A 21,702-nucleotide genomic window follows, 5' to 3' on the forward strand; every position below is an offset into this window, starting at 1 on the left:
GCGGCCTCAGAGCGGGCAGGCCCCGCGGCCTCGGAGCAGGAAGCAGCCGCGGTCTCAGAGCGGGCAGGCCCAGCGGCCTCAGAGCGGGCAGGCATTGCGGCAGATCCGGAGGTAGTCGATCAGGCCGCCATAGGTGTCCTCGCGGCCCGCCGCCCGCCAGCTGATCCGGTATTCCGAGGCGTCCCTGACGGTGAAGTTGATCACCCGCTCGGTCCAGGTGTCGGCCTGGACGCAGACATCGACCATGTTTCCGGCCTCGAACGTGTAGCGGCCGGATTTCTCGACGAAGAGTTCGATGCGGTTGGTCTGCCCGTCGACCTGATACCAATCCACGTCGCTGCCCTTCGTGCCGCAGATCACCTGCCCAGGCCGCGCCGGATCGCGCAGGCGGGCGATGTACCAGTAGCGGATCTGGTAATCGCCCTGCGGCAGGTTCATCGTCCGGGACATGGTCGAGTTCGAGTGGCAGTCGGAGCTGCCGCGGGCCACCCACCAATATTCGCAGTCGCTGTCGAGCTCGGCGAAGAAGTCGCCGAAGCGGATGGCGTTGCTCGCCAATTCCCGCTGGCCGTTGATCTCGATGCCGCCGCCCTGCGTCGTCCAGCCGTTCCAGGCCCGCCCGTTCCACACTGTTCCGAGCACGCTCCAATCATTGTAGTTCACGCCGTGGCTCGGCCGCTCGAAGGATTCCGAGACGAGCACCGCCGGCTTGCTGCTGCTCGCGACCAGTTCGACGGGGCAGTCCCGGCTCGCGGCGACGGTGACGCTGTCCGCCTTCAGGACGCGGCCGAACACCAGCGGCAGGCTCGCGCGGGCCTCGACATGCAGGTTCGTGTAGCTCGGTCGCGTCACGGGCTTGACGTCGCCGAGGTCCTTGGCCGCGAAATTGCGCGCCGCGATGTCGTCGACCTCGCGCTGGTAGTCGCGCGTGAGCGCGCCGGCCTCGAAATCCGCGGTTCTGCGCATCGTCAGGAATGCCTGGCCCTGCGTGCAGGTCAGTTCGACCGCGCTGGCGAGGCGGTGCCGGTAGGAGACCGCGCGCGCAGCCTCGATGGACCCGCCCGCACCGACGAGGAGCACGGGCAGCGCGAGCGCGAGGATGACGGCAATGCTGCCGCGCCTGTCGTCTGCGAACATCTCGGGATAACTCGGGGTCTCATCTGATCACCCAGAGTCTATCGCAGCACCTATAAAGCCTTTGTGGCCTCAATATCAGAACACCCGCGATCCGGCCCGCCGACTTGAACATAAAAGGGTCATTCGCCCGCGCAACGGAGCAGCATTTCGGCTCTCCTGACGCGATGGCGCGCAGGGTTCGATCCAACCGCCCGGGCCAGCGAGGGCCGGACGGGATCCCATTCCGACCGAAGGAGAGAATTGCCTCCATTGCTCAAGCACGTGAATAGGCCAGACTTACCGCAACTGACACTGGATTAACTCCGGAATTCTGCACGTTTCACCAGCATAGGCCGGTGTTAAGTCATTCTTGACCATTCCCCGGCATTTCTCGAACCGAGCACCTACCGAGGCCGTTCTCAGTCATGCTGGGCAATCTCTCCCGACGTTCCACCATCAACCGGACCTGGGTCGAGGCGATCGACCGGTCCCTCGGGACGATCGAGTTCGCCCTCGACGGAACCATCCTGAACGCGAACGACAACTTCCTCGCCCTCGTCGGCTACGGCCTCGACGAGATCCGCGGGCGCCATCACCGGATGTTCGTCCTGGAGGGCGAAGCCGGGAGCGAGGCCTACGAGGCCTTCTGGCGCGATCTGCGCGCGGGCCGGTACCAGTCGGGCGAGTACGAGCGCGTCGGCCGGGACGGGCGCCGGATCTGGCTGCAGGCGACCTACAACCCGGTCCTCGACCGGCGCGGGCGGACCGTGAGCGTGGTCAAGTTCGCCGCCGACATCACCGCGCAGAAGCGCTTCGACGCCGAGTTCCGCGGCGAGACCGACGCCATCGGCCTCTCGCAGGCGGTGATCCAGTTCGACCTTGCCGGCAACATCCTGTCGGCGAACCGGAACTTCCTCGAGGCCGTCGGCTACAGCCCCGACGAGGTCGTGGGGCGCCATCACCGGATGTTCGTCGAGCCGGATTACGCGGAGAGCCCGGACTACGCCGCCTTCTGGGCCGCCCTCCGGCGCGGCGAGTACGGGACCGGCGAGTACAAGCGGCGCGGCCGCGACGGCCGCGAGATCTGGCTGCAGGCGAGCTACAACCCGATCCGCGACCTCGACGGGACGGTGTTCAAGGTCGTCAAGTACGCGACCGACATCACGGCCGAGAAGCGGGCCAACGCCGACACCGCCGGGCAGCTCGCCGCCGTCAACCGCTCGCAGGCGGTGATCCAGTTCGATCCGAGCGGGCGCATCCTCGACGCGAACGAGAACTTCCTCGCCGCGGTCGGCTACCGGGCCGAGGAGGTGCGGGGCAGGCACCACAGCATGTTCGTGGAGCCCGACTACGCCAAGGGCGCCGAATACGCCGCCTTCTGGGAGCGCCTGCGCCGGGGCGACTTCATCGCCGGCATGTTCCAGCGCTTCGGCCGCAACGGCCGCTCGGTCTGGATCCAGGCGAGCTACAACCCCGTCTTCGACCCCGACGGGCGGCTCGCCAAGGTGGTGAAGTTCGCCACCGACGTGACCGCCAGCATGGAGGCCCGCAAGGTCGCGGTCGACGCGGCCGAGAGGACCCTCGACAATGTCCAGGCGGTGACGGACGCCGCCGAGGCGATGGACGTCGCCGCCCGGTCGATCTCCGGGAGCATGGTGCGCTCGAAGGCCGCGGTGGACGACATCCACGACCAGGCGCACGAGGCCGACGCCTCGACCCTGCGCCTGCGCGCGGCGGCGGAGGCGATGGGCAGCGTGGTCCAGCTGATCACCGGCATCGCCGAGCAGATCAACCTGCTCGCCCTCAACGCCACCATCGAGGCCGCGCGCGCGGGCGCGGCGGGGCGCGGCTTCGCGGTCGTCGCCGCCGAGGTGAAGAGCCTCGCGACGCAGACCACGACGGCGACGGGCCGGATCTCGGCGGAGATCGCCGACATGCAGAGCGCCTCGACCGACGTCGCCGCGAAGCTCGGCTCCATCACCGCCGCCATCGGCACGATCAGCGCCCATGTCGACGAGGTGGCCTCCTCGACCGTCCGCCAGAGCGAGTCGACGGGCGCGATCCTCGGCAGCATGCGCCAGGCCGCCAACGGCGTGTCGAGCATCAGCATGAGCCTCGACGACTGGACGGTGGGCATGGAGGAGCGCCGCTCCGACCGCCGCACCCGCGTCCTCCTCGCCGCGACGATCGACCTCGGCGGGGGCCGCCTGCAGCCCTGCACGGTCCGCAACCTCTCGGCGAGCGGCGCGATGATCCACCTGCGGGACGAGGTGCCCGTTCCCGACCGCTTCACCCTGGTGATCGACCAGGACGGGCGCCGCCACGCCTGCGCGACCGCCCGGCAGGAGGGCAGGGAGATCGGGGTGCGGTTCGCCTGAGGGGGCGGACGCCTTCTCGGCCGGCCCGCGGGGTGGTACCGCAGCAAGCCCGACCTCGCGAGATCCTCAAGGTGGCCGGCCAGCGGCCCGGACCGCGGGTCCGCCCAGGCCCGCACCTTGCCCCGCACCTTGCCATGACCGCCCTCCTCACCTTCTTCTCCCTCCGGCAGCGCTCGATCGCGGTGCGGCTCGCCGTCTCGGCGCTGCTGGCGAGCTCCGCGATCCTGCTCATCGCCGCCTGGATCCTGACGACCCTCTACCGGGAGAACACGGAGCGCGCCTTCGACAGCCGGCTCCTCGTCTTCGCCAACAACCTCGCCACCGACCTCGTCTCGCCGAGCGACCCCGAGAGCCGCTCCTTCTCGCTGGGCGACCCGCGCTTCGACCTGCCGCTCTCCGGCTGGTACTGGCAGGTCGGGCGGCCGGAGGCGAAGCCGCGGGACCTGCGCACCTCGCGCTCCCTCGTCGGCGTGCCGCTGAAACCCGCCACCAACCCGGACGGCAAGACGGGGATCGGGCAGATCCGCCAGGGCTACGGCCGCGCCCAGGACGACCGGCTGCTGCGCATCATCGAGCGCGACGTCGATCTCGGCGAGGAGGGCCGCTACACGGTGCGCATCGCCGGCCCCGCCGACGAGATCGTGAACGACGTCGACCGGTTCCGCTTCTCGCTCTTCGTCACCTTCGGCCTGCTCGGCCTGTTCCTGGCCTTGACGACGCTGCTGCAGATCCGCTTCGGCCTCGCGCCGCTGGCGCAGCTGCGCGCGGCCCTCGGCGTCATCCGCCGGGGCGAGGCCGACCGGATCACGGGCTCCTACCCGCCCGACATCGCGCCGCTGGCGGGCGAGGTGAACCTGCTCATCGAGACGAACCGGGAGATCCTGGAACGCGCCCGCACCCAGGTCGGCAACCTCGCCCACGCCCTCAAGACGCCGCTCTCGATCATCGTCAACGAGGTTGGCAGCGCCGAGGCGCCGGAGGAGCTCGCCGCCAAGATCCGCGAGCAGGCGAGCCTGATGCGCGACCAGGTGAACTACTATCTCGACCGCGCCCGCGCCGCGGCGCTCGCGGGCACGCTCGGCACCTCGACGGAGGTGGAGCCGGCGCTCGCGGGCCTCGTGCGCACCTTCGGCAAGATCTACCGCGACAAGGACATCGCCTACGAGGTCAGCGTACCGGCGGGCCTGCGCTTCCGCGGCGAGCGCCAGGATTTCGAGGAGATGGTGGGCAACCTCGTCGACAACGCCTCGAAATGGGCGCACGGGCGCGTCGCGATCCGGGCCGAGGCGATCGGCAAGGACGATTATCCCCACCTTCTCGTCGCCATCGAGGATGACGGCCCGGGCCTGCCGCCGGAGGACCGCGAGGCGGTGATCGGCCGCGGGCGCCGCCTCGACGAGACGAAGCCGGGCTCGGGCCTCGGCCTCTCGATCGTGGCCGACCTCGCGGCCCTCCCGCGGCCGATTCCGCCTGGAGGAGGCGAGCCTCGGCGGCCTGCGCGCCGTGCTCGAGGTGCCGGGCGACGCGCCCGCCGCGGCCGCGCACCACTGAGGGGATCTCGCCGCGCCGGGCGCCGCGCGACCGCTTGTCACCGCGCCGTTCCGCGTGACACCGTGTCACCCGGCGGACGCGTCGTGCCCGCCGCCGCGCGTGCTTTACATGGACCGCGAGACGGGGGCCGCGACACGGGAGGTCGCGGGCGGGGCCGGAGCGGCCCGCGGGTCCGGGCGATCTGAGGTTCGATGACGGCGATCTGGTTCATCCTGGCGTTCATGACCGGCGCGGCGGTTCTCGCCCTGCTCTGGCCGATGTCGCGCCGCGCCGCCGCCGCCGACACGGGACAGGCCGCCACCGAGACGGGCTTCTACGAGGACCAGCTCGCCGAGATCGAGCGCGACCTCGGGCGCGGCCTGATCGCGCCCGCGGAGGCGGAGGCCGCCCGCACCGAGGCCGCGCGCCGCCTGCTGCGGGCGAGCCGCGCGGGCGCCACCACCGACGGGAAGGGTCTCGCCGAGCCGTATCTGCGCCAGCGCCGCGCGGCCTCCGCCTTCGCCCTCTCGACCATCCCCCTCGTCGCGCTCCTCGCCTACGGGATCTACGGCTCGCCGGACCTGCCCGCGCAGACGGCGGCCGACCGGCAGGCGGCCCAGACGAGCAACGACGACCTGATGAAGGCGATCGGCCAGATCGAGGCCAAGCTCGCCGCCGATCCCGGCGACGCCCGCGGCTGGGCGGTGCTGGCCCCCGTCTACATGCGGCTCGGCCGCTTCGACGACGCCGCCCGCGCCTACGAGGCGGTGGCCCGGCTCAAGGGCGAGACGCCGCAGGTGCTCGGCGAGTGGGGCGAGGCCCTGGTCGCGGGGGGCAACGGCGTGGTGCCGGCCGAGGCGAAGGCGATCTTCGAGCGCGCCGTCGCCCTCGACGCCGCCGCGGCCAAGCCGCGCTTCTACCTCGCCCGCGCCGCCGAGCAGGCCGGCGACACGGCCGGGGCGATCGAGCATTACACGGCGCTCAGCGAGGCCGGGCCGGCGGACGCCCCCTGGCAGGGCATGGTGCGCGAGAACCTCGCCCGCCTGAAGGCCGAGCCCGCGGCGCCGGGCGCGCCGAAGGAGGCCGCAGCCTCGCCCGATCCGAACGCCGCGATCCGCGCCATGGTCGACGGGCTCGACCAGCGCCTCGCCAAGCAGGGCGGCACGGTGGAGGATTGGCTGCGCCTCGTGCGCTCGCGCAGCGTGCTCGGCGAGCGCGACAAGGCGCTCGTGGCCCTGGAGCGCGCCCGCTCCGCCCTCGGCTCCGACGGCTCGGCGCTGGAGCGGCTCGACGCGCAGGGCCGGGAACTCGGCCTCGCCCCCGGCAAGGCCTCCGAGCGGCGGGCGCCGGACGCGCGCCCGACAACCGGCCAGCTCGCCGGAACGGTCGCCAAGCCCGCGGTGGCGGATGCCGAGGCGCGGGCCGACACCGAGGCGGCGGTGGCCGCCGTCAAGGCGATGCCGGCCGCCGAGCGCGACGCGGCGATCCGCGGCATGGTGGCCGGGCTCGACCGGCGGCTCTCGGCCAAGGGCGGCACCCCGGACGAGTGGCTGCGCCTCGTGCGCTCCTACAGCGCGCTGGGCGAGCGCAAGCAGGCGAGCCGCACCCTCGACCGGGCCCGCATGGCGCTCGCGGCGGATACGGGCGCGGTGGAGCGCCTCGACGCGCTGGCCCGCGAGCTCGACCTGCACGGCACCGGCACGAAGCCGTGAGCCACCCCTGACAATCGGTCCCGCCCGCGGGCCTTGACCCGCGCGGCGCCGGGGCCGACACCCTTCACCCACCAACACATGTGAAGACCGGCGCGCCGGGGCCGATGCCCGACCGCGCCCTCCGCCGTGGCAGCAGGACCTCGAACCCGTGACCCGCAAGAGCCGCCGCCTCGTCCTGATCGCCGCCTGCGGCGCCGTGCTGGCGCTCGCGGTCGGGCTGATCCTGTCCGCGATGAGCGGCTCGATCGTGTTCTTCCGCTCGCCCACCGAGGTCGCGAACCAGGGCGTGGCCCCCGGCACCCGCTTCCGCCTCGGCGGGCTCGTGAAGGAGGGCTCGCTCCAGCGCGGGGCCGACCAGACGGTCGATTTCGCCGTCACCGACACCAACGCCACCGTGCAGGTCACCTACAGGGGCCTGCTGCCGGACCTGTTCCGCGAGGGCCAGGGCGTGGTGACGGAGGGCATGCTGGAGCCCGGCGGGATCTTCCGCGCCGACACCGTGCTCGCCAAGCACGACGAATCCTACATGCCCCGCGAGGTGGCCGACGCGCTGAAGGCGCAGGGCCGCTGGCAGGAGGGTGCGGGCAAGGATTCGGGAAAGGCCGCCACCGCGAACGACAAGGCCCTCGGACCGCGCAGCGAGCGATGACGCGCGTGCGGCAGGGAAAGGAAGGATAGCCAGTGCTCGTCGAGGTCGGCCATTTCGCGCTCGCGCTCGCGCTCGCGCTCTCCCTGGTCCAGGCGGTGATGCCGATCTGGGCCGCCCGCACGGGCGACCCCGCGCTGCGCCAAGTGGCCACCCCCGCCGCGCTCGGCGCCTTCGCCTGCGTGCTCTTCGCCTTCGCGGCCCTCACCTACGCGCACGCCACCTCGGATTTCTCCGTCCAGAACGTCGTCGAGAACTCGCACACGACGAAGCCCTTCCTCTACAAGCTGTCCGGCGTGTGGGGGAACCACGAGGGCTCGATGCTCCTCTGGATCCTGATCCTGACCCTGTTCGGGGCGCTGGTGGCGGTGGCCCACGATTCGGTGCCGCCGGTGCTGCGGGCCCACACCCTCTCGGTCCAGGGCCTCATCACCTTCGTGTTCGTGCTGTTCATCATCACGACCTCGAACCCCTTCACCCGCGCGACGCCCGCGCCGCTCGAGGGCAACGACCTCAACCCGCTCCTGCAGGATGTCGGCCTCGCGGTGCACCCGCCGCTCCTCTATGTCGGCTATGTCGGGTTCTCGATCACCTTCGCCTTCGCGGCGGCCGCGCTCATAGAGGGGCGCATCGACGCCGTGTGGGCGCGGGCCGTGCGGCCCTGGACGCTGGTTGCCTGGAGCTTCCTGACGCTCGGCATCGCGATGGGCTCGTACTGGGCCTATTACGAGCTCGGCTGGGGCGGCTGGTGGTTCTGGGACCCGGTCGAGAACGCCTCGCTGATGCCCTGGATCGCCGGGACCGCGCTCCTGCACTCCACCGTCGTCATGGAGAAGCGCGACGCCCTCAAGGTCTGGACGGTGCTGCTGTCGATCCTGACCTTCTCGCTGTCGCTCCTCGGCACCTTCATCGTGCGCTCGGGGCTGCTCACCTCGGTCCACACCTTCGCCACCGACCCGACCCGCGGCGTCTTCATCCTGGGCATCCTGGTCCTGTTCATCGGCGGCTCGCTGACGCTGTTCGCGTGGCGGGCGCCCCTGCTGCGCCAGGGCGGCCTGTTCGCGCCGATCTCCCGCGAGGGGGCCTTGGTGATGAACAACCTGTTCTTGGTCGCCGCCTGCGCCACCGTCCTCGTCGGCACGCTCTATCCCCTGCTCCTGGAGATGGCGACGGGCGAGAAGATCTCAGTCGGGCCGCCCTTCTTCAACATGACCTTCGTGCCCCTCGCCGTGCCGCTCCTGCTGATCGTCCCGTTCGGCCAGACGCTCGCCTGGAAGCGGGGCGACGCGCTCGCGGCCGCGCAGCGCCTGTTCGCGGCCCTCGCCCTCGCCCTCGCCGTCGGCCTCGCCACGCTGGCGCTGACCTGGGGCGGCCCGGTGCTCGCGCCCGTCGGGATCGGCCTCGGCGCCTACCTCGTGGTGGGCTCCGCGCTCGAGATCATCACCCGCGCCCGCGGCTACGGCTCGAACCGCACCTCGGCGCCGGGCCTGGTCTGGCGGCGGGCGATCGGGCTGCCGCGCTCGGCCTGGGGCACGGCGCTGGCCCATGGCGGCGTCGGCATCGTGGTGCTCGGCATCGCGGCGCAGGGCTGGGCGACGGAGGGGCTCGCCACCCTCAAGCCCGGCGAGACGCTGGCGACCGGCCCCTACGTCGCGACGCTGGAGCGGGTCTCGCCGCGCTCCGGCCCGAACTACGAGGAGACGGCCGCCATCCTCACCGTCCGCGACCGGAACGGCAACGCGGTCGGGGCCGTCGACACCGGCAAGCGCTTCTACCCGAGCCGGCGCATGACCGTGACGGAATCCGGCCTGCTGACGGTCGGCGCCAGCCAGGTCTATGCGAGCCTCGGCGAGGTGCACCCGGACGGCACGATCGGCCTGCGGCTCTACTACAAGCCGCTCGTGCTCCTGATCTGGCTCGGCGCGGTGGTGATGGCGCTCGGCGGCGCCGTCTCTCTCACCGACCGCCGCATGCGCGTCGGCGCGCCGACCCGGGCGCGCACGAAATCCCTGCCGCCGAACGCGGTGCCGGCGGAATGACGATGCGCAGCCTCAGGCGGACCCTGCTCGTCGCGAGCACCCTCACGGCGATGCTCCCTCTGGCGGCCGGGCCCGCCCGGGCCGTGCAGCCCGAGGAGGTGATGAAGGATCCCGCGCAGGAGGCCAGAGCCCGCGAGATCTCGGCGGGGCTGCGCTGCCTCGTCTGCCAGAACCAGTCGATCGACGATTCGGACGCGCCGCTCGCCAGGGATCTGCGCCTGATCGTGCGCGACCGCATCCGCGCGGGCGACGACAACCGGCAGGTCGAGGATTACGTGGTGCGCCGCTACGGCGAGTTCGTTCTGCTGCGCCCCGTCCTCGGCTGGCACACCCTGCTCCTGTGGCTGACGCCGCTCGCGGCGCTGCTCCTCGGCGGCTTCGGCCTCTGGCGCCTCGCCCGGCGCAGGGCCCCGCCGCCGGCCGCCGCTCTCTCGGCCTCCGAGGAGGCGGAAGTGGCCGCCCTGCTGCGGCGGAAGTAGCGGGGAGCAGCCGGGCTCCCCCGCATCGTCCCACCCCGGCAGCGTGGCGCCGAGGCTCAGGTGTCCGCGTGCGATACGCGCTCCGTTACCTCTCCCATGTCGGGAGCGGTCGAGGCCGCCTGACGCGGCTCGGATGCGCGTCCTCGGGTTTCCGGACGACGCCCGGCCCCCTCTCCGCATAGTCCAGGCCTTGCGACGGCTCCTCCCGGAACGCGAGGGGCCCGCGTGCCCTCCCCGATAGCGCACGGCACCCGCAGCGACGGAGGGGCTTGAGAGCCCAAGGCCTCGCCTGGAAAACACGGCCTTCCCATCAGGACGTCCGACGCCGGGCCTTCGAAAAATTTTGCAACTCGGAGGCCTGCGACTCAAGTTCGAATCACCGAGCCATGCATTCTTATGCATTTATGAGCGAATATTCGCATAAGGTATGATTTCTATGCATTTGTGCACCGCGAAAAACCCCTCTTCGCGATGCAGCACGCAGACGGCATAGTGCTGTCTCCCGGTGCTACCGGCTTTCCGTACGGGCGCTCCCGGCGGACAGTAACCGCACAGGACCCATACCATGCGCACCCTCTCGCTCGCCCTCGCCGCAGCCGCGCTCTCGTTCGCCACGGCAGGCGCAGCCTCCGCCGTCGAGCTCAAGCCGCTCAAGGCGAATTCCGTCGATCTCGGCTCGTTCCGCGGCTCGATCTACTACACCGCCGAGAAGGACGGTTACCGCGTCGTGGCCACGCTCGCCGCCCTCAACGGGCACAGCGAGCAGCCGCAGGTCGTCCGCCTCGTCACCACGCTGAACGCCGACCAGACCGTCCAGCTCTCGGTGCCGGGCAGCATCGGCGCCGACGGCCGCGATGCCACCATCGCGTTCTCGCGCCGCGGCGACATCGTCGAGGTCGCCTCGGCCGATTGATTCTCCGCGCGCAGAACGACTTTTGAATCGGCGAGGGCATCGTCGCGGTGAGGCCGCGACGGTGCCCTTTGCGCGTGCGCCGGAGGCCGCGCCCGACTTTCGCCCCACTGGGCCGCGAGGAACGCGGAGAGCCGACCCCTTCCGCTTCGGGACGGCGGCGCCTAGTCTCGTCAACCCTGTCACGCGAGCGTCCCGCGACCATGCCGATCGCCTCGCCCCGCCTCCGCACCGCCCTGCTCTCCCTGATCCTGCCGGCCGCGAGCCTCCTCGCCGGCCCGGCGGCGGCGCACCCGCATGTCTGGGTCGTCGCCAAGGCCGAGATCGACTACGCCGAGGGCGGCAAGGTCACGGGCATCCGCCACGCCTGGACCTTCGATGCGGCCTATTCCGCCTTCATCACGCAGGGGCTCGACAAGAATGGCGACGGCAAGCTGGCGCCGGACGAGCTCGCGGGGCTCGCCGCCGAGAACACCGCCAACCTCGCCGAGTTCGGCTATTTCACGAAGCTGAAGGTAGCGGGCCGGGAGCAGGCCTTCGCCGAGCCGGCCGAACCGCGCATGGTCCTCGAGGGCGGCGCCCTGACCCTGAGCTTCCTGCTGCCCCTCAAGAACCCGGCCCCGCAGGGCCGCGGCGTCGTGGCGCTCGAGGTCTACGACCCGACCTATTTCGTCGCGTTCAGCCTCGCCGAGGGCGCGGACGCCGCGCGCCTCGCCGGCGCCCCGGGCGGCTGCGCCGCCACCGTGACGCGCCCGAAGCCGGACGAGGCCAAGACCGCGGACGCGGCCAAGCCCGGCATGACGGAAGCCTTCTTCGAGGCGCTGACCGCCGCCTCGAATTTCGGCGTGCAATTCGCCAATCGCGTCATCGTGGCCTGCCCGTGAGCCCGCCCGCCCTCGCCGCGGAGCTGCGCCCGAGCTCCGCCGACCGCCGGCTCGGGTTTCGCCTCGCTCTCGCGGCCGGCGCCGTGGTCCTGGCGGCGCTGCTGCTGACGGGCCTGATGTGGCTCGTGGCGCCCGGCCTCGCGGCGCCTCCGCCCCGCTCGCCCTTCGGCATGGGCCTGCGCGAGGCGGCCCCCGCCGCCACCGGACTCGGCGGCTGGCTGCTCGCGGTGCAGGCAAGCTTCTCGCGCAGCCTCCAGGGAGCGGTCGCCGCCCTCAGGAGCGAGGGCGGGCTCTGGCCGATCGCCGCCCTCGGCTTCGCCTACGGCGTCTTCCACGCCGCCGGGCCGGGCCACGGCAAGGCGGTGATCGCCGGCTACATCGTGGCGGGCGAGCGGGCGCTCCTGCGGGGCTTCGCCCTGAGCTTCGCCGCCGCGCTCCTCCAGGCCCTGGTGGCGATCCTCATCGTCGCGGTCGGCATCTTCCTCCTCAGCACCACGGCCGCGGGCATGAGCCGGGCGGGCAGCGTGATCGAGACGGTGAGCTTCGCCCTCGTCGCCCTGGTCGGCCTCGCCCTCACGTGGCGCAAGGCCGGCCGCCTCGCCGGCCTCGGCACGCCGGCCGCCGCCTGCGGCCCGGATTGCGGGCATGTCCACATCACCGACGTCGAGACCGTGAGCCGGCTGCGCACCTGGCGGGAGCGGGCGGGCATCGTGCTGGCGGCGGGCTCGCGCCCCTGCGCGGGGGCGATCCTCATCCTCGTCTTCGCCGCCTCGCAGGGCATGTTCGGAGCCGGCATCCTCGCCACCCTCGCCATGGCGCTCGGCACCGCGCTCACGACGGGGGCGCTGGCGAGCCTCGCCGTCTTCGCCAAGGCGCTGGCGCTCAGGCTCGCGGGCGGGCGGGGGCAGGCCGGCGCACGCGCGGTGGCGGGCCTCGAACTCCTCGCCGCCGCCTTCGTGCTGGTGCTCGGGGCCGCGATGCTCGTCGGCCTCGCCGCCGGACCGGGCGCCTGAGAGACGCGGACCTAGCCCCTCGCCAAACGCCGTGCGGCCGTGCCAGTCTCCGCCCGAGGAGACGCGGGCGATGAGCGCAGGCTTCGAGCATATCCTGAACTGGCGGCTGCTGCCGGGCTCCCACGCCTTCCCGGGCCCGGATGGCGGCACCTGCATCAACGAGGCGGCGGTCGTGGCGGCCGGCCTGCCCTACCGGGCGATCACCGCCTCCTCCGACCTTCCGGCCTGCTTCTCGCGGCCGCTCGCGGCCTACGCGCTCGGCCTCAACGACGCGATGCCGGACCCGGAGCGGCCGCGCCTGATGGCCTTCGTGCTGCGCCTGTCGGGCTCGGCCGACACGGAGGCGGTCGAGGCGGAGCGCACCCGCTTCCTCGCCCGCGAGAGCATCCGCCGCATCCTGCCCCCGCTCCTCGACCGGGCCTCCATGCCCGATCTCGCCGCCCGCTGCGACGGCGCGCGCGACCTCGAGGCGGCGCTCGCCGCGGCGCGCGCCGCCGCGTGGCGGGGCGGAGCGGCGGCCGAGGCGGCCTCGAGGCATCGCGCCTGGATGGCGGGGGCGCTCGCAGCCTCGGTGGGGCGCGCCGCCACGGCCTCCATCGCCGCGGCGGAGGATGCGCGCTGCGCGGCCGAGGTCGCGGAGGGGGCCGCGCCCTTCGCGCCGGGCACCTGGGCGCTCGCCGCCGCGATCCTCGACGAGGCGCTGCGGATCGGCCGCCGGGCGCCGGAGATCGCGGTCGCGCAGGCCCGCGGCCGGCTCGACGCCGCCCGGAGCGGACCGGAGAGGGCGCGGGCCTGAACCGCGGGATGGGCCCGCGGGTTTCCCCTCGCGACCGGGCGGCCCGTGAGCGGTCAGCCCCGCCCCCATCCCGGCAGGACACCATGCCCCTGAAAGCCGCCGCCCTCGCCCTCCTCCTCGCCGCCGCCGGTTCTCCGGGCGCCCTCGCGCAACCGGCCGGCACGACGGATCCGGCTCAGGCCGCCCGCGAGCGGGAATGCGGCGCCAAGGCCGACGAGAACGCCATGCAGGGCCAGCTGCGCGACGCGTTCATGCTTCAATGCATCGCGGGCGAGAAGGTGAGCGAGCCGAAGGCCGGCGACGGGAAATAGCGGGCCTCAGGAGGCCAGCGCGGGCTCGGCCGCGAGGTCGAGCTCCACGCTCTCGCAGTTGTCGAGCCACTGCCCCGTCAGATGGAAGAAGAAGGTGCCGTGGCCGACGACGGCGATCGTCGCCTCGGGGCGCGCGCTCAGCCAAGCGCGGAACTCCCGGACGCGCCGGTCGAACAGGTGGCGCGGCTCGACATGGATGCCGTGCGCGTTCGGCTCTCCCTCCGCGTGCCACCAGATCTCGGGCAGGTGGTCGACCTGCAGGTGCGGGAACTCGGCCGCGATCTGCGAGGCGGCGCGGCCGACGTCGCAGCTGCTCTCCTGGCACTCCCGGTGCAGCACCTCGACGAGGATCTGGGGCGCTGCCGGATGGTCCCCGAACAGGCCCATCGTCGTCTCGATCGCCCGGGTCAGGGGCGAGGTGACGACGAGATCGAACGGGATGTCGCGCAGGCGTGCGCGCGCCGCCCGCACCTGCCCGTGGCCGCGCTCGGTCAGCCGGGCGTCGGTGTGGAGCGGGTCGCGGCCGGTGGCGCGGTGGGCGGCGTTGAAGGTGGATTCGCCGTGGCGGATGCAGACGATGCGGGTCGGAGCGGTCATGGGTTCCCGGGTGAGGTCCAGTTCGCGAGGACCGTCTCTGTGGTGACGGTCTCGACCTGTTGGCCGTAGCGCGAACGGTACAGGGTGAGGAGGGCGTCGTGCGCCTCGTCGGAGGAGGAGCAGAGCGCATCGGTCACGACCACAACGCGGTAGCCGTGATCGACGGCGCCGAGCACCGTGCTGAGAACGCACACATCGGTCTCGCCGCCCGTGACCACAAGGGTGTCGACGCCGCGCGCCTGCAGGCGCTGGTCCAGATCGCCGCCGATCCAGGGAGAGTAGAGCGTCTTGTCGAAGATCTCGGCCGGCGGCACGTGCCGGGCGAGTTCGGGCACGAGCTCGATCAACCGGGGATCGAGACGCTCGCGGGTCATGCTCGCCCAGCGCTCGTAGTAACGGCTCCAGGTGCCCCGTCCCTCGCCCGGGCGCGCGGCCGGGATGAAGCGGGTGAACAGAGTCCGCGCGGCCTGCGCCTCGACGATCCGGGCGACGTTCGGGCGGACGCGCTCCATCCAGGGCGTGTGCCAGTCCGTCGTCTCGGCGAACATCCCTTGCATGTCGACGCACAGATGCAGGCAGGTTGCGCACAATTTTCCATTGCGCAGGTCTTCGTCTTTTGTCTCTGCCATCGGTTTTTCTTCTTGGAGCGGGACGGCGATAACGATGCGCCGCTGCCGATGTTCCGTATCTCGACCGGTTAAGCTACGCCGATGATCGATCTGCCTAGCTCAATACTTCATGGGTCGGGTATGAAACCGGGCCGCCGGCAGGCTGGAACCGGCCTGTCAATCTGAGTTATGCATGCCCTGGGACGCGGCACGCGTCCGGCTCGGGTGCTCGGCGGCCGGGCGGACGGGATGCCGAGACGCGACGAGTGTGACCGTGAGCGAGCGAGCGAACGCATCCGAGCCGCCCGAGGGGGCCGACGACGCGGCCGCCGAGCGCGCTGCCCCCATGATCGTCGGCATCGGCGCGACGAGCGCGGCCGTCGAGTCGATCGACCGCTTCTTCGCGCATCTCGGCGGCAGCACGGATCTCGCCTACGTGCTCGTGCTGCAGCACCGGGAGACGGCCGAGCCCGAGCGCGTCTCGCGCGAGATCCGGACCTCGAGCTGGGTCACCTTCGCGCCGATCGTCGACGGGGCGCGGGTCGAGGCGGGGCACGCCTACCTCGCCGATGCCGGCACCCTGCTCGCTGTCCGCGGGGGCTGCTTCAGCGTGGCTGCGGCGGACGCCGACTCCGCCGAGCGGGGCTCGATCGACAGCTTCCTCGTCTCCCTCGCCGAGGACCAGAACGAGCGCGCGGTGGCGGTCATCCTCGACGGGACCGGCAGCGACGGCACCCTCGGAGCGACCGCGGTGAAGGAGCGCGGCGGCCTGACCCTCGCCGAGCAGCGGCCCGACGAGCGCGAGAGCGGCATCGCGACGAGCAGCGCCGCGGCGGCCATCGTCGATTTCGTGATGCTGCCCGAGCAGATGCCGGCGCATATCGCGACCTATGCCGGCCACCTCGAGCGCATCGTGCGCTCCCGCAGCGTCGGCGCAGCCCGCCAGTCCGTCACGCGCCACCTCACCCGCATCGCCGCGGTGCTGCGGAACAAGACGGGGCACGATTTCCACGGCTACAAGCAGAACACCTTCCTGCGCCGGGTGCAGCGCCGGATGCAGGTCGTCCAGACGGACACGATCGAATCCTACATCGAGTTCCTGCGTGCGGACCCGGCCGAGGTCCAGCATCTCTTCAACGACCTGCTGATCGGCGTCACCCAGTTCTTCCGCGACGCGGGCGAGTTCGAGTTCCTCGAGGCCGAGGTGGTGCCGAAGCTGTTCGCCGGCAAAGGGCCGGGCGATCAGGTCCGTGTCTGGGTCCTCGGCTGCGCCACGGGCGAGGAGGCCTACTCGATCGCCATCCTCCTGCGCGAGTACATGGCGCGGCTCGATCTGGTGCCGCAGGTGCAGATCTTCGCCACCGACATCGACGGGCGGGCGCTGGCCGCGGCCCGGGTCGGCCGCTACACCGAGAGCATCACGCAGACCATGAGCCGGGAGCGCCTCGCCCGCTGGTTCGTGCGGGAGGGCAACACCTACTGCGTCGTCAAGGAATTGCGGGAGATGTGCATCTTCTCCCAGCACAGCGTGATCAAGGACGCCCCCTTCTCGCGGCTCGATCTCGTCTCCTGCCGCAACCTGCTGATCTACCTCAACAACGACCTGCAGAACCGGGTCATCCCGCTGTTCCACTTCGCGCTGCGCCCGGGCGGCTACCTGTTCCTGGGCAATTCCGAGAACGTGACCCGCCACGCCAAGATCTTCGCGCCCGCCGACCGGCGCTACCGGATCTTCCGCCGGCTCGACAGCGTCACCCGCGTCCTGCCCGACTTCCCCCTCGCCGCGTCGGGCGAGCGGAGCGGGCCGGTGGCCGAGAAGGACATGCGGAGCCGCGAAGCGGCCGGCACCCTCACCCGCCGGGCCGAGCAGGTGGCGGAGCGCTACGCCCCGGCCTACGTCATCACCGATTCCGCCTACGAGGTGCTGCACTTCTCCGGCCGCACCGGGCATTACCTCGCCCCCTCGCCGGGCGCGGCGAGCCTCAACCTGTTCAACCTCGCGCATCGCGACCTGCGCCTCGACCTGCGCGCCGCCCTCCACCAGGCGGAGGCCGAGGGAAAGACGGTCAAGGCCGAGCGCATCCAGATGGGCCTGAACGGGCATCGGCGGGTCGTCACCCTGATCGTCGAGCCGATCCGGCTGACCCCGGACGATGCGGCGAGCTACGTCATCCTGTTCCAGGACGGCGAGGTCCTGGAGGGCGACGAGAGCTCCGAGCCGTCGCCGAACTTCATCCGCGACGAGCACGTGCAGCGGCTGGAGGCGGAGTTGCGCCTCACCCGCGAGCGCCTGCAGGCGACGATCGAGGAACTGGAGAGCACGAACGAGGAGCTGAAATCCTCCAACGAGGAATACCAGTCGGTCAACGAGGAGCTGCAATCGGCCAACGAGGAGCTGGAGACCTCGAAGGAGGAGCTGCAATCGACGAACGAGGAATTGCAGACCGTCAACAGCGAGCTCGGCCACCGCGTCAACGAGCTCGACCGCGCCAACAGCGACCTGAAGAACCTGCTCGAAAGCACGCAGATCGCGACCGTGTTCCTCGACAACAATTTCTGCGTGAAGAGCTTCACGCCCTCGGTGGTCGAGATCTTCCATCTGATCGAGAGCGACCTCGGCCGGCCGATCACCCACATCGCGCCCCTCATCACCTATCAGGATCTCCAGGACGACATCCGCCGGGTGCTGCGGACGCTCGGCACGATCGAGCGGGAGGTGGAGAACCCGAGCACCGGCGCGCGCTACCTCGTGCGCGTGCTGCCCTACCGGAACATCGACAATTTCATCGCCGGCGTGGTGATGACCTTCCTCGACATCACGGCCACCGCCCGGGCCGAGCGCGCCCTGAAGGAGACGCAGGAGCGGTTCCACCACATGGAGCGGGCGGTCCCCGCCTTCCTGTTCACGATCCTGCCGGACCTCCAGTGCGACTACGTGAATCCCCGCTTCTACGAGTATACCGGCATGGAGGCGGGCCGCGCCCTCGGGCAGGGCTGGCTCGCGGCGGTGCACCCCGACGACCGCGAGACCGTCGACGCGACCTGGGCCCGCGCCCGCGACACCGGCCGCTCCTTCGAGATGGAGATCCGCCTGCGCGACCGCAGGGGGCGCTACCGCTGGTTCACCACGCGGGCCGAGGCGGTGGCCGACGCGGACGGGGCGGTGGTCAAGTGGTTCGGCTCCTGTACGGACACGCACGAGCGGCGCCGCGCCGAGGATCGCCAGCGCCTGCTGCTCGCCGAGTTGCAGCACCGGGTGAAGAACATCCTGGCCGTGGTCCGCTCCCTCGCCAAGCGCACCGCCGAGGGCACCGCCTCCCTCGACCGTTTCCTGGCGCATTTCGACGGGCGGCTCGGGGCGCTGGCGCGAACCCAGAACATCCTGACCCGGACCGCGGATTCGAGCATCGACCTCGCCGAGCTGATCGGCGACGAGGTGATCAACCATGCGGCCCGCGACGGCTCCCAGGTCTCGCTCTCGGGTCCCGGCGTCCGGCTCCGCCAGAAGGCGGCGGAGACGCTGGGGCTCGCCCTCCACGAACTCGTCACCAACGCGATCAAGTACGGCGCCCTGACCGTTCCCGACGGGCACGTCGCGATCTCCTGGCGCGCCTTCGGGGAGGACGGCGACCAGCGCCTGCTCCTCGAATGGCGCGAGAGCGGCGTTCGGATGGTGGATACCGACCCGAACCGGCGCGGGTTCGGGCGCGAGCTGATCGAGGACGGCCTGACCTACGAGCTCGGGGCGACGACGGCCCTCGAATTCTCTCCCGGCGGGGTCCGCTGCGTCATCGAGATCCCGCTCGGCGACCACAGCGCCGGGGCGGTGCTGTTCGAGGTCGACGCGCATCGGTCGGATGACGGACAGGGGTGAACGATGGCGGCTTCCTCCGGAACGCCCGTCCTGAAGGATTGCCGCATCCTCGTCGTCGAGGATCGCTACATCCTGGCCAACGATATCGCCCAGGCCCTCGGCGCCGAGGGCGCGGAGGTTGTCGGCCCCGTGCCGAACCTCGCGCACGGCCTCGCCCTGAGCCGGAGCCGCCCCCTCGACGCGGCGATCCTCGACATCGATCTCCGGGGCGAGGAGGATATCTTCGGACTCGCCGAGGAACTCATGCGCAAGGCCGTACCCATCGTGTTCGCGACCGGGGTCGACCGGGCGATCGTACCCTCCGCCTTCGAGGGGGTGCCTCAGCTGGACAAGCCGGTCGAGCTCGCCGAACTCGTCAGCACCGTGGCGGCGCTCGTCGCGAATGCGCGGACCGACGCGTCATGATGGCGGCCTGGGAGAGATCGGTCCTGACGCCGGTCGAGGTGCTCGTCCGCCGCATCGAGGCACTCGCCGCCCCGGCGCCGGACGAGATCGAGCCCCTGCGGACGCTCGCCCTGCGGGTGCGGACCGTCGACGCGCGTGCGGAACTCGCGATCGCGGACGGGCGCGCGGCGACCCCCCTCCTCGTCGGATCGGGCTGGGGCGCGCGCCAGCGCATCCTGGCCGACGGGCGCAGGCAGATCCTCAGCTTCGTCCTGCCCGGAGACCTCATCGGGTTCGACCTCCACCGCGATCCGCTGCACTACGCCGCCACGGTGAGCCTGACCGCGATGATCGTCGCGGACGCCTCGCCCCTGCGGACGATCGGCCTCGCCGACCAGACGGAGACGCGCGACGCCCCGATCGCGCGCGCGCTCCGCACGCTGGCCACCGCGGAGGAGGCGCTGCTCCACCACCACGTGACGCGCCTCGGCCGGCAGACGGCCTACGAGCGGGTCGGCCACCTCTTCCTGGAACTGCACGAGCGGCTGTGCACGGCCGGCATCGAGCAGGGCGACAGCTTCACCCTGCCCGTGACGCAGGAGATCCTGGCCGACATCCTCGGGCTCAGCATCGTCCACACCAACCGGACCATCCAGCAACTGCGCCGCGACGGGCACGTCCGGATCAGCGGCACGCGGGTCACCCTCGCCGATCCGGATAGCCTCGTCGGGCTGACGGATTACGTGCCGCTGCGGCGGCTGCTGGGCCGGCCCTGAGGAGGTGGCCTCCCCAGGGAGCGATCAGGAGAAGGGGCGATCAGGAGAAGCGGCCGCCGCGCTGGATCACCTCGATCTTGTAGCCGTCCGGATCGGTCGCGAAGAAGAACCTGGCGAGCGGCACCTCGCCGTGCTTCAGCTCCTTCACCGGCGTCGCCGGCAGGCCCTCCCGCGCGAAGCGGGCGTGCTCGGCCTCCACGTCGTCCACGACCACCGCGATGTGGCCGTACCCGTCGCCGAGATTGTAGGGCTCGGCGCGGCCCTTGTTGACCGTCAGTTCGAGCTCGAAGGGCGAGGCGGGATCGCGCAGGTAGATCAGGGTGAAATCCGGGAAATCGAACCGTTCGGCCGGTTCGAGGCCGAAGGCGCGGGCGTAGTAATCGCGCGAGCGGGCCTCGTCGAGGACGCGGATCATGCTGTGGACGGGCTTGGACATCGGGGAGCCTTCTGGCTGAAGGGAGCCACCGCTATCTGGCGGAGGCGGCGGCTCTGACGAGTCCCCCGGGCCGGCAACCCCGCGTCAACCGGACCGATCTATGGGAATCGTGAACCGTCCCGAGGCCGCGCCCGATGCCGACACGCCCCGCCCCCGACCCGACGCCGCCGGGAGACGCGGACCTGCAGGCGGCCGTGCGCGCCTGGAGCGACGGCCTCGCGCGCGAGCGGCGGATGGCCGGCAACACGGTCGAGGCCTACGAGCGCGACCTGCGCCAGTTCCTGCTCCATCTGGAGGGGCGGCGCGGCGCGCCCCGCATCCCGGACCTCATCGCCCTGAAGCCCCGCGACGTGCGCGCCTTCATGGCGGCGCGTCGGGCGGAGGGGATCGGCGGGCGCTCGCTGATGCGGGCGCTGGCGGGCATCCGCTCCTTCGCCCGCTGCCTGGAGCGCGAGGGGCACGGCACCGTGGCCGCCCTCGGCGCCGTGCGCTCGCCCAAGGTGGAGCGCCGCCTGCCCCGCCCCCTCGGGGTCGCGGCGGCGCGCGCGATGACCCGGACCGAGCTGCGGGCCGGGGAGGATCGCGAGCCCTGGATCCTCGCCCGCGACGCGGCGGTGCTGGCGCTGCTGTACGGGGCGGGCCTGCGCATCTCGGAGGCGCTCGGGATCACGCGCCGGGACGCGCCCCTGCCCGGAACCGACTCCGTCAGGGTGACGGGCAAGGGCGGCAAGGTGCGGATGGTCCCGGTCCTGCCCGTGGTCGCGGAGGCGGTGGCGGCCTATCTCGACGCCTGCCCCTATGGCCTCGACCCGGACGACCCGCTCTTCGTCGGCGCGCGCGGCGGCCCGCTCTCGCCGCGGATCATCCAGTACGCCGTCGCCTCCCTGCGCGGGGCCCTCGGCCTGCCCGACAGCGCGACGCCGCACGCCCTGCGCCACTCCTTCGCCACGCATCTCCTCGCCCGCCAGGGGGAGTTGCGCGCGATCCAGGAACTGCTCGGCCACGCGTCCCTCTCGACGACGCAGCTCTACACGAAGCTCGACGCCGCCCGGCTGATGAGCGCCTTCGACGCGGCCCATCCCCGCGCCGCCCAGCGGCCTTGACCGAAAATTGCGCTGTGGTGATCGCCCATCGCGGGAAACTGAACTGCTATTCCTCACCCACATCGAATTTTTGATGTGGCGAAGGCGGTCCGGCACAACGAAAATTCAAG

At 71.7% G+C, this 21,702-nt stretch carries 18 protein-coding genes and 1 pseudogene; 15 read left to right on the forward strand and 4 right to left on the reverse strand.

The window, feature by feature from the left end:
- Positions 1–78: 78 nt before the first annotated feature.
- On the reverse strand, positions 79–1,137 hold the full coding sequence (locus tag E1J50_RS16845; RefSeq protein ID WP_132255002.1) for a pilus assembly protein TadG-related protein: 1,059 nt from the start codon (positions 1,135–1,137) through the stop codon (positions 79–81).
- A gap of 404 nt (positions 1,138–1,541) precedes the next feature.
- Between E1J50_RS16845 and E1J50_RS16850 the strand changes: the two genes are divergently transcribed.
- From E1J50_RS16850 to E1J50_RS16900, 11 genes and pseudogenes are all read left to right on the forward strand, one after another.
- Positions 1,542–3,494, forward strand: coding sequence for a methyl-accepting chemotaxis protein (locus E1J50_RS16850; protein WP_132255003.1), 1,953 nt, complete (start codon positions 1,542–1,544; stop codon positions 3,492–3,494).
- A gap of 134 nt (positions 3,495–3,628) precedes the next feature.
- Positions 3,629–5,045, forward strand: a pseudogene (locus E1J50_RS16855) (sensor histidine kinase).
- Between the two features lie 191 nt (positions 5,046–5,236).
- Positions 5,237–6,736: a c-type cytochrome biogenesis protein CcmI gene (gene ccmI / locus E1J50_RS16860; RefSeq protein ID WP_132255004.1), complete on the forward strand. Its 1,500-nt coding sequence runs from the start codon at positions 5,237–5,239 to the stop codon at positions 6,734–6,736.
- A gap of 148 nt (positions 6,737–6,884) precedes the next feature.
- Entirely contained in the window at positions 6,885–7,385 is a 501-nt protein-coding gene (gene ccmE / locus E1J50_RS16865) for a cytochrome c maturation protein CcmE (RefSeq protein ID WP_132255005.1), read from the forward strand.
- 32 nt (positions 7,386–7,417) lie between these two features.
- On the forward strand, positions 7,418–9,421 hold the full coding sequence (locus tag E1J50_RS16870) for a heme lyase CcmF/NrfE family subunit (protein WP_132255006.1): 2,004 nt from the start codon (positions 7,418–7,420) through the stop codon (positions 9,419–9,421).
- Positions 9,418–9,900, forward strand: a complete 483-nt coding sequence (locus E1J50_RS16875) for a cytochrome c-type biogenesis protein (protein WP_425374940.1) — start codon at positions 9,418–9,420, stop codon at positions 9,898–9,900. The genes E1J50_RS16870 and E1J50_RS16875 overlap by 4 nt, the downstream gene beginning before the upstream one ends.
- Before the next feature lie 565 nt (positions 9,901–10,465).
- Complete coding sequence (locus tag E1J50_RS16880; protein ID WP_132255008.1) at positions 10,466–10,813, forward strand: hypothetical protein; 348 nt, start codon at positions 10,466–10,468, stop codon at positions 10,811–10,813.
- A 200-nt stretch (positions 10,814–11,013) separates the two neighbouring features.
- Positions 11,014–11,694 carry a DUF1007 family protein gene (locus E1J50_RS16885; RefSeq protein ID WP_132255009.1) on the forward strand — a complete coding sequence of 227 codons (681 nt, stop codon included), beginning with the start codon at positions 11,014–11,016 and terminating at the stop codon, positions 11,692–11,694.
- Positions 11,691–12,707, forward strand: coding sequence for a nickel/cobalt transporter (locus tag E1J50_RS16890; RefSeq protein ID WP_132255010.1), 1,017 nt, complete (start codon positions 11,691–11,693; stop codon positions 12,705–12,707). The genes E1J50_RS16885 and E1J50_RS16890 overlap by 4 nt, the downstream gene beginning before the upstream one ends.
- A gap of 70 nt (positions 12,708–12,777) precedes the next feature.
- Complete coding sequence (locus tag E1J50_RS16895) at positions 12,778–13,503, forward strand: hypothetical protein (RefSeq protein ID WP_132255011.1); 726 nt, start codon at positions 12,778–12,780, stop codon at positions 13,501–13,503.
- Positions 13,504–13,586: 83 nt separating this feature from the next.
- Entirely contained in the window at positions 13,587–13,814 is a 228-nt protein-coding gene (locus tag E1J50_RS16900; protein ID WP_132255012.1) for a hypothetical protein, read from the forward strand.
- Between the two features lie 6 nt (positions 13,815–13,820).
- Here E1J50_RS16900 and E1J50_RS16905 read toward each other — a convergent pair whose 3' ends face one another.
- Positions 13,821–14,411, reverse strand: a complete 591-nt coding sequence (locus E1J50_RS16905; RefSeq protein WP_132255013.1) for a histidine phosphatase family protein — start codon at positions 14,409–14,411, stop codon at positions 13,821–13,823.
- Positions 14,408–14,968 (reverse strand): cysteine hydrolase family protein, encoded by a 561-nt coding sequence (locus E1J50_RS16910; RefSeq protein WP_132255024.1) that lies wholly within the window; start codon positions 14,966–14,968, stop codon positions 14,408–14,410. Before E1J50_RS16910 ends, E1J50_RS16905 begins: the two co-directional genes overlap by 4 nt.
- Positions 14,969–15,365: 397 nt before the next feature.
- On the opposite strand from E1J50_RS16910, the gene E1J50_RS16915 reads away from it, so the two are divergent.
- From E1J50_RS16915 to E1J50_RS16925, 3 genes are read left to right on the forward strand one after another with little or no spacing between them, the layout of a single operon-like run.
- Complete coding sequence (locus E1J50_RS16915; RefSeq protein WP_425374941.1) at positions 15,366–18,893, forward strand: CheR family methyltransferase; 3,528 nt, start codon at positions 15,366–15,368, stop codon at positions 18,891–18,893.
- A gap of 3 nt (positions 18,894–18,896) precedes the next feature.
- A complete protein-coding gene (locus E1J50_RS16920; RefSeq protein WP_132255015.1) occupies positions 18,897–19,298 on the forward strand; it encodes a response regulator in 402 nt (133 codons plus the stop codon).
- Complete coding sequence (locus tag E1J50_RS16925) at positions 19,295–20,053, forward strand: Crp/Fnr family transcriptional regulator (protein WP_132255016.1); 759 nt, start codon at positions 19,295–19,297, stop codon at positions 20,051–20,053. The genes E1J50_RS16920 and E1J50_RS16925 overlap by 4 nt, the downstream gene beginning before the upstream one ends.
- A 40-nt stretch (positions 20,054–20,093) precedes the next feature.
- Here E1J50_RS16925 and E1J50_RS16930 read toward each other — a convergent pair whose 3' ends face one another.
- Complete coding sequence (locus E1J50_RS16930; RefSeq protein ID WP_132255017.1) at positions 20,094–20,489, reverse strand: VOC family protein; 396 nt, start codon at positions 20,487–20,489, stop codon at positions 20,094–20,096.
- Between the two features lie 134 nt (positions 20,490–20,623).
- Between E1J50_RS16930 and E1J50_RS16935 the strand changes: the two genes are divergently transcribed.
- Complete coding sequence (locus E1J50_RS16935; RefSeq protein ID WP_132255018.1) at positions 20,624–21,592, forward strand: tyrosine recombinase XerC; 969 nt, start codon at positions 20,624–20,626, stop codon at positions 21,590–21,592.
- Positions 21,593–21,702 lie beyond the last annotated feature (110 nt).

This window comes from Methylobacterium segetis (genome assembly GCF_004348265.1).
GTDB classification, from domain to species: Bacteria; Pseudomonadota; Alphaproteobacteria; order Rhizobiales; family Beijerinckiaceae; genus Methylobacterium; species Methylobacterium segetis.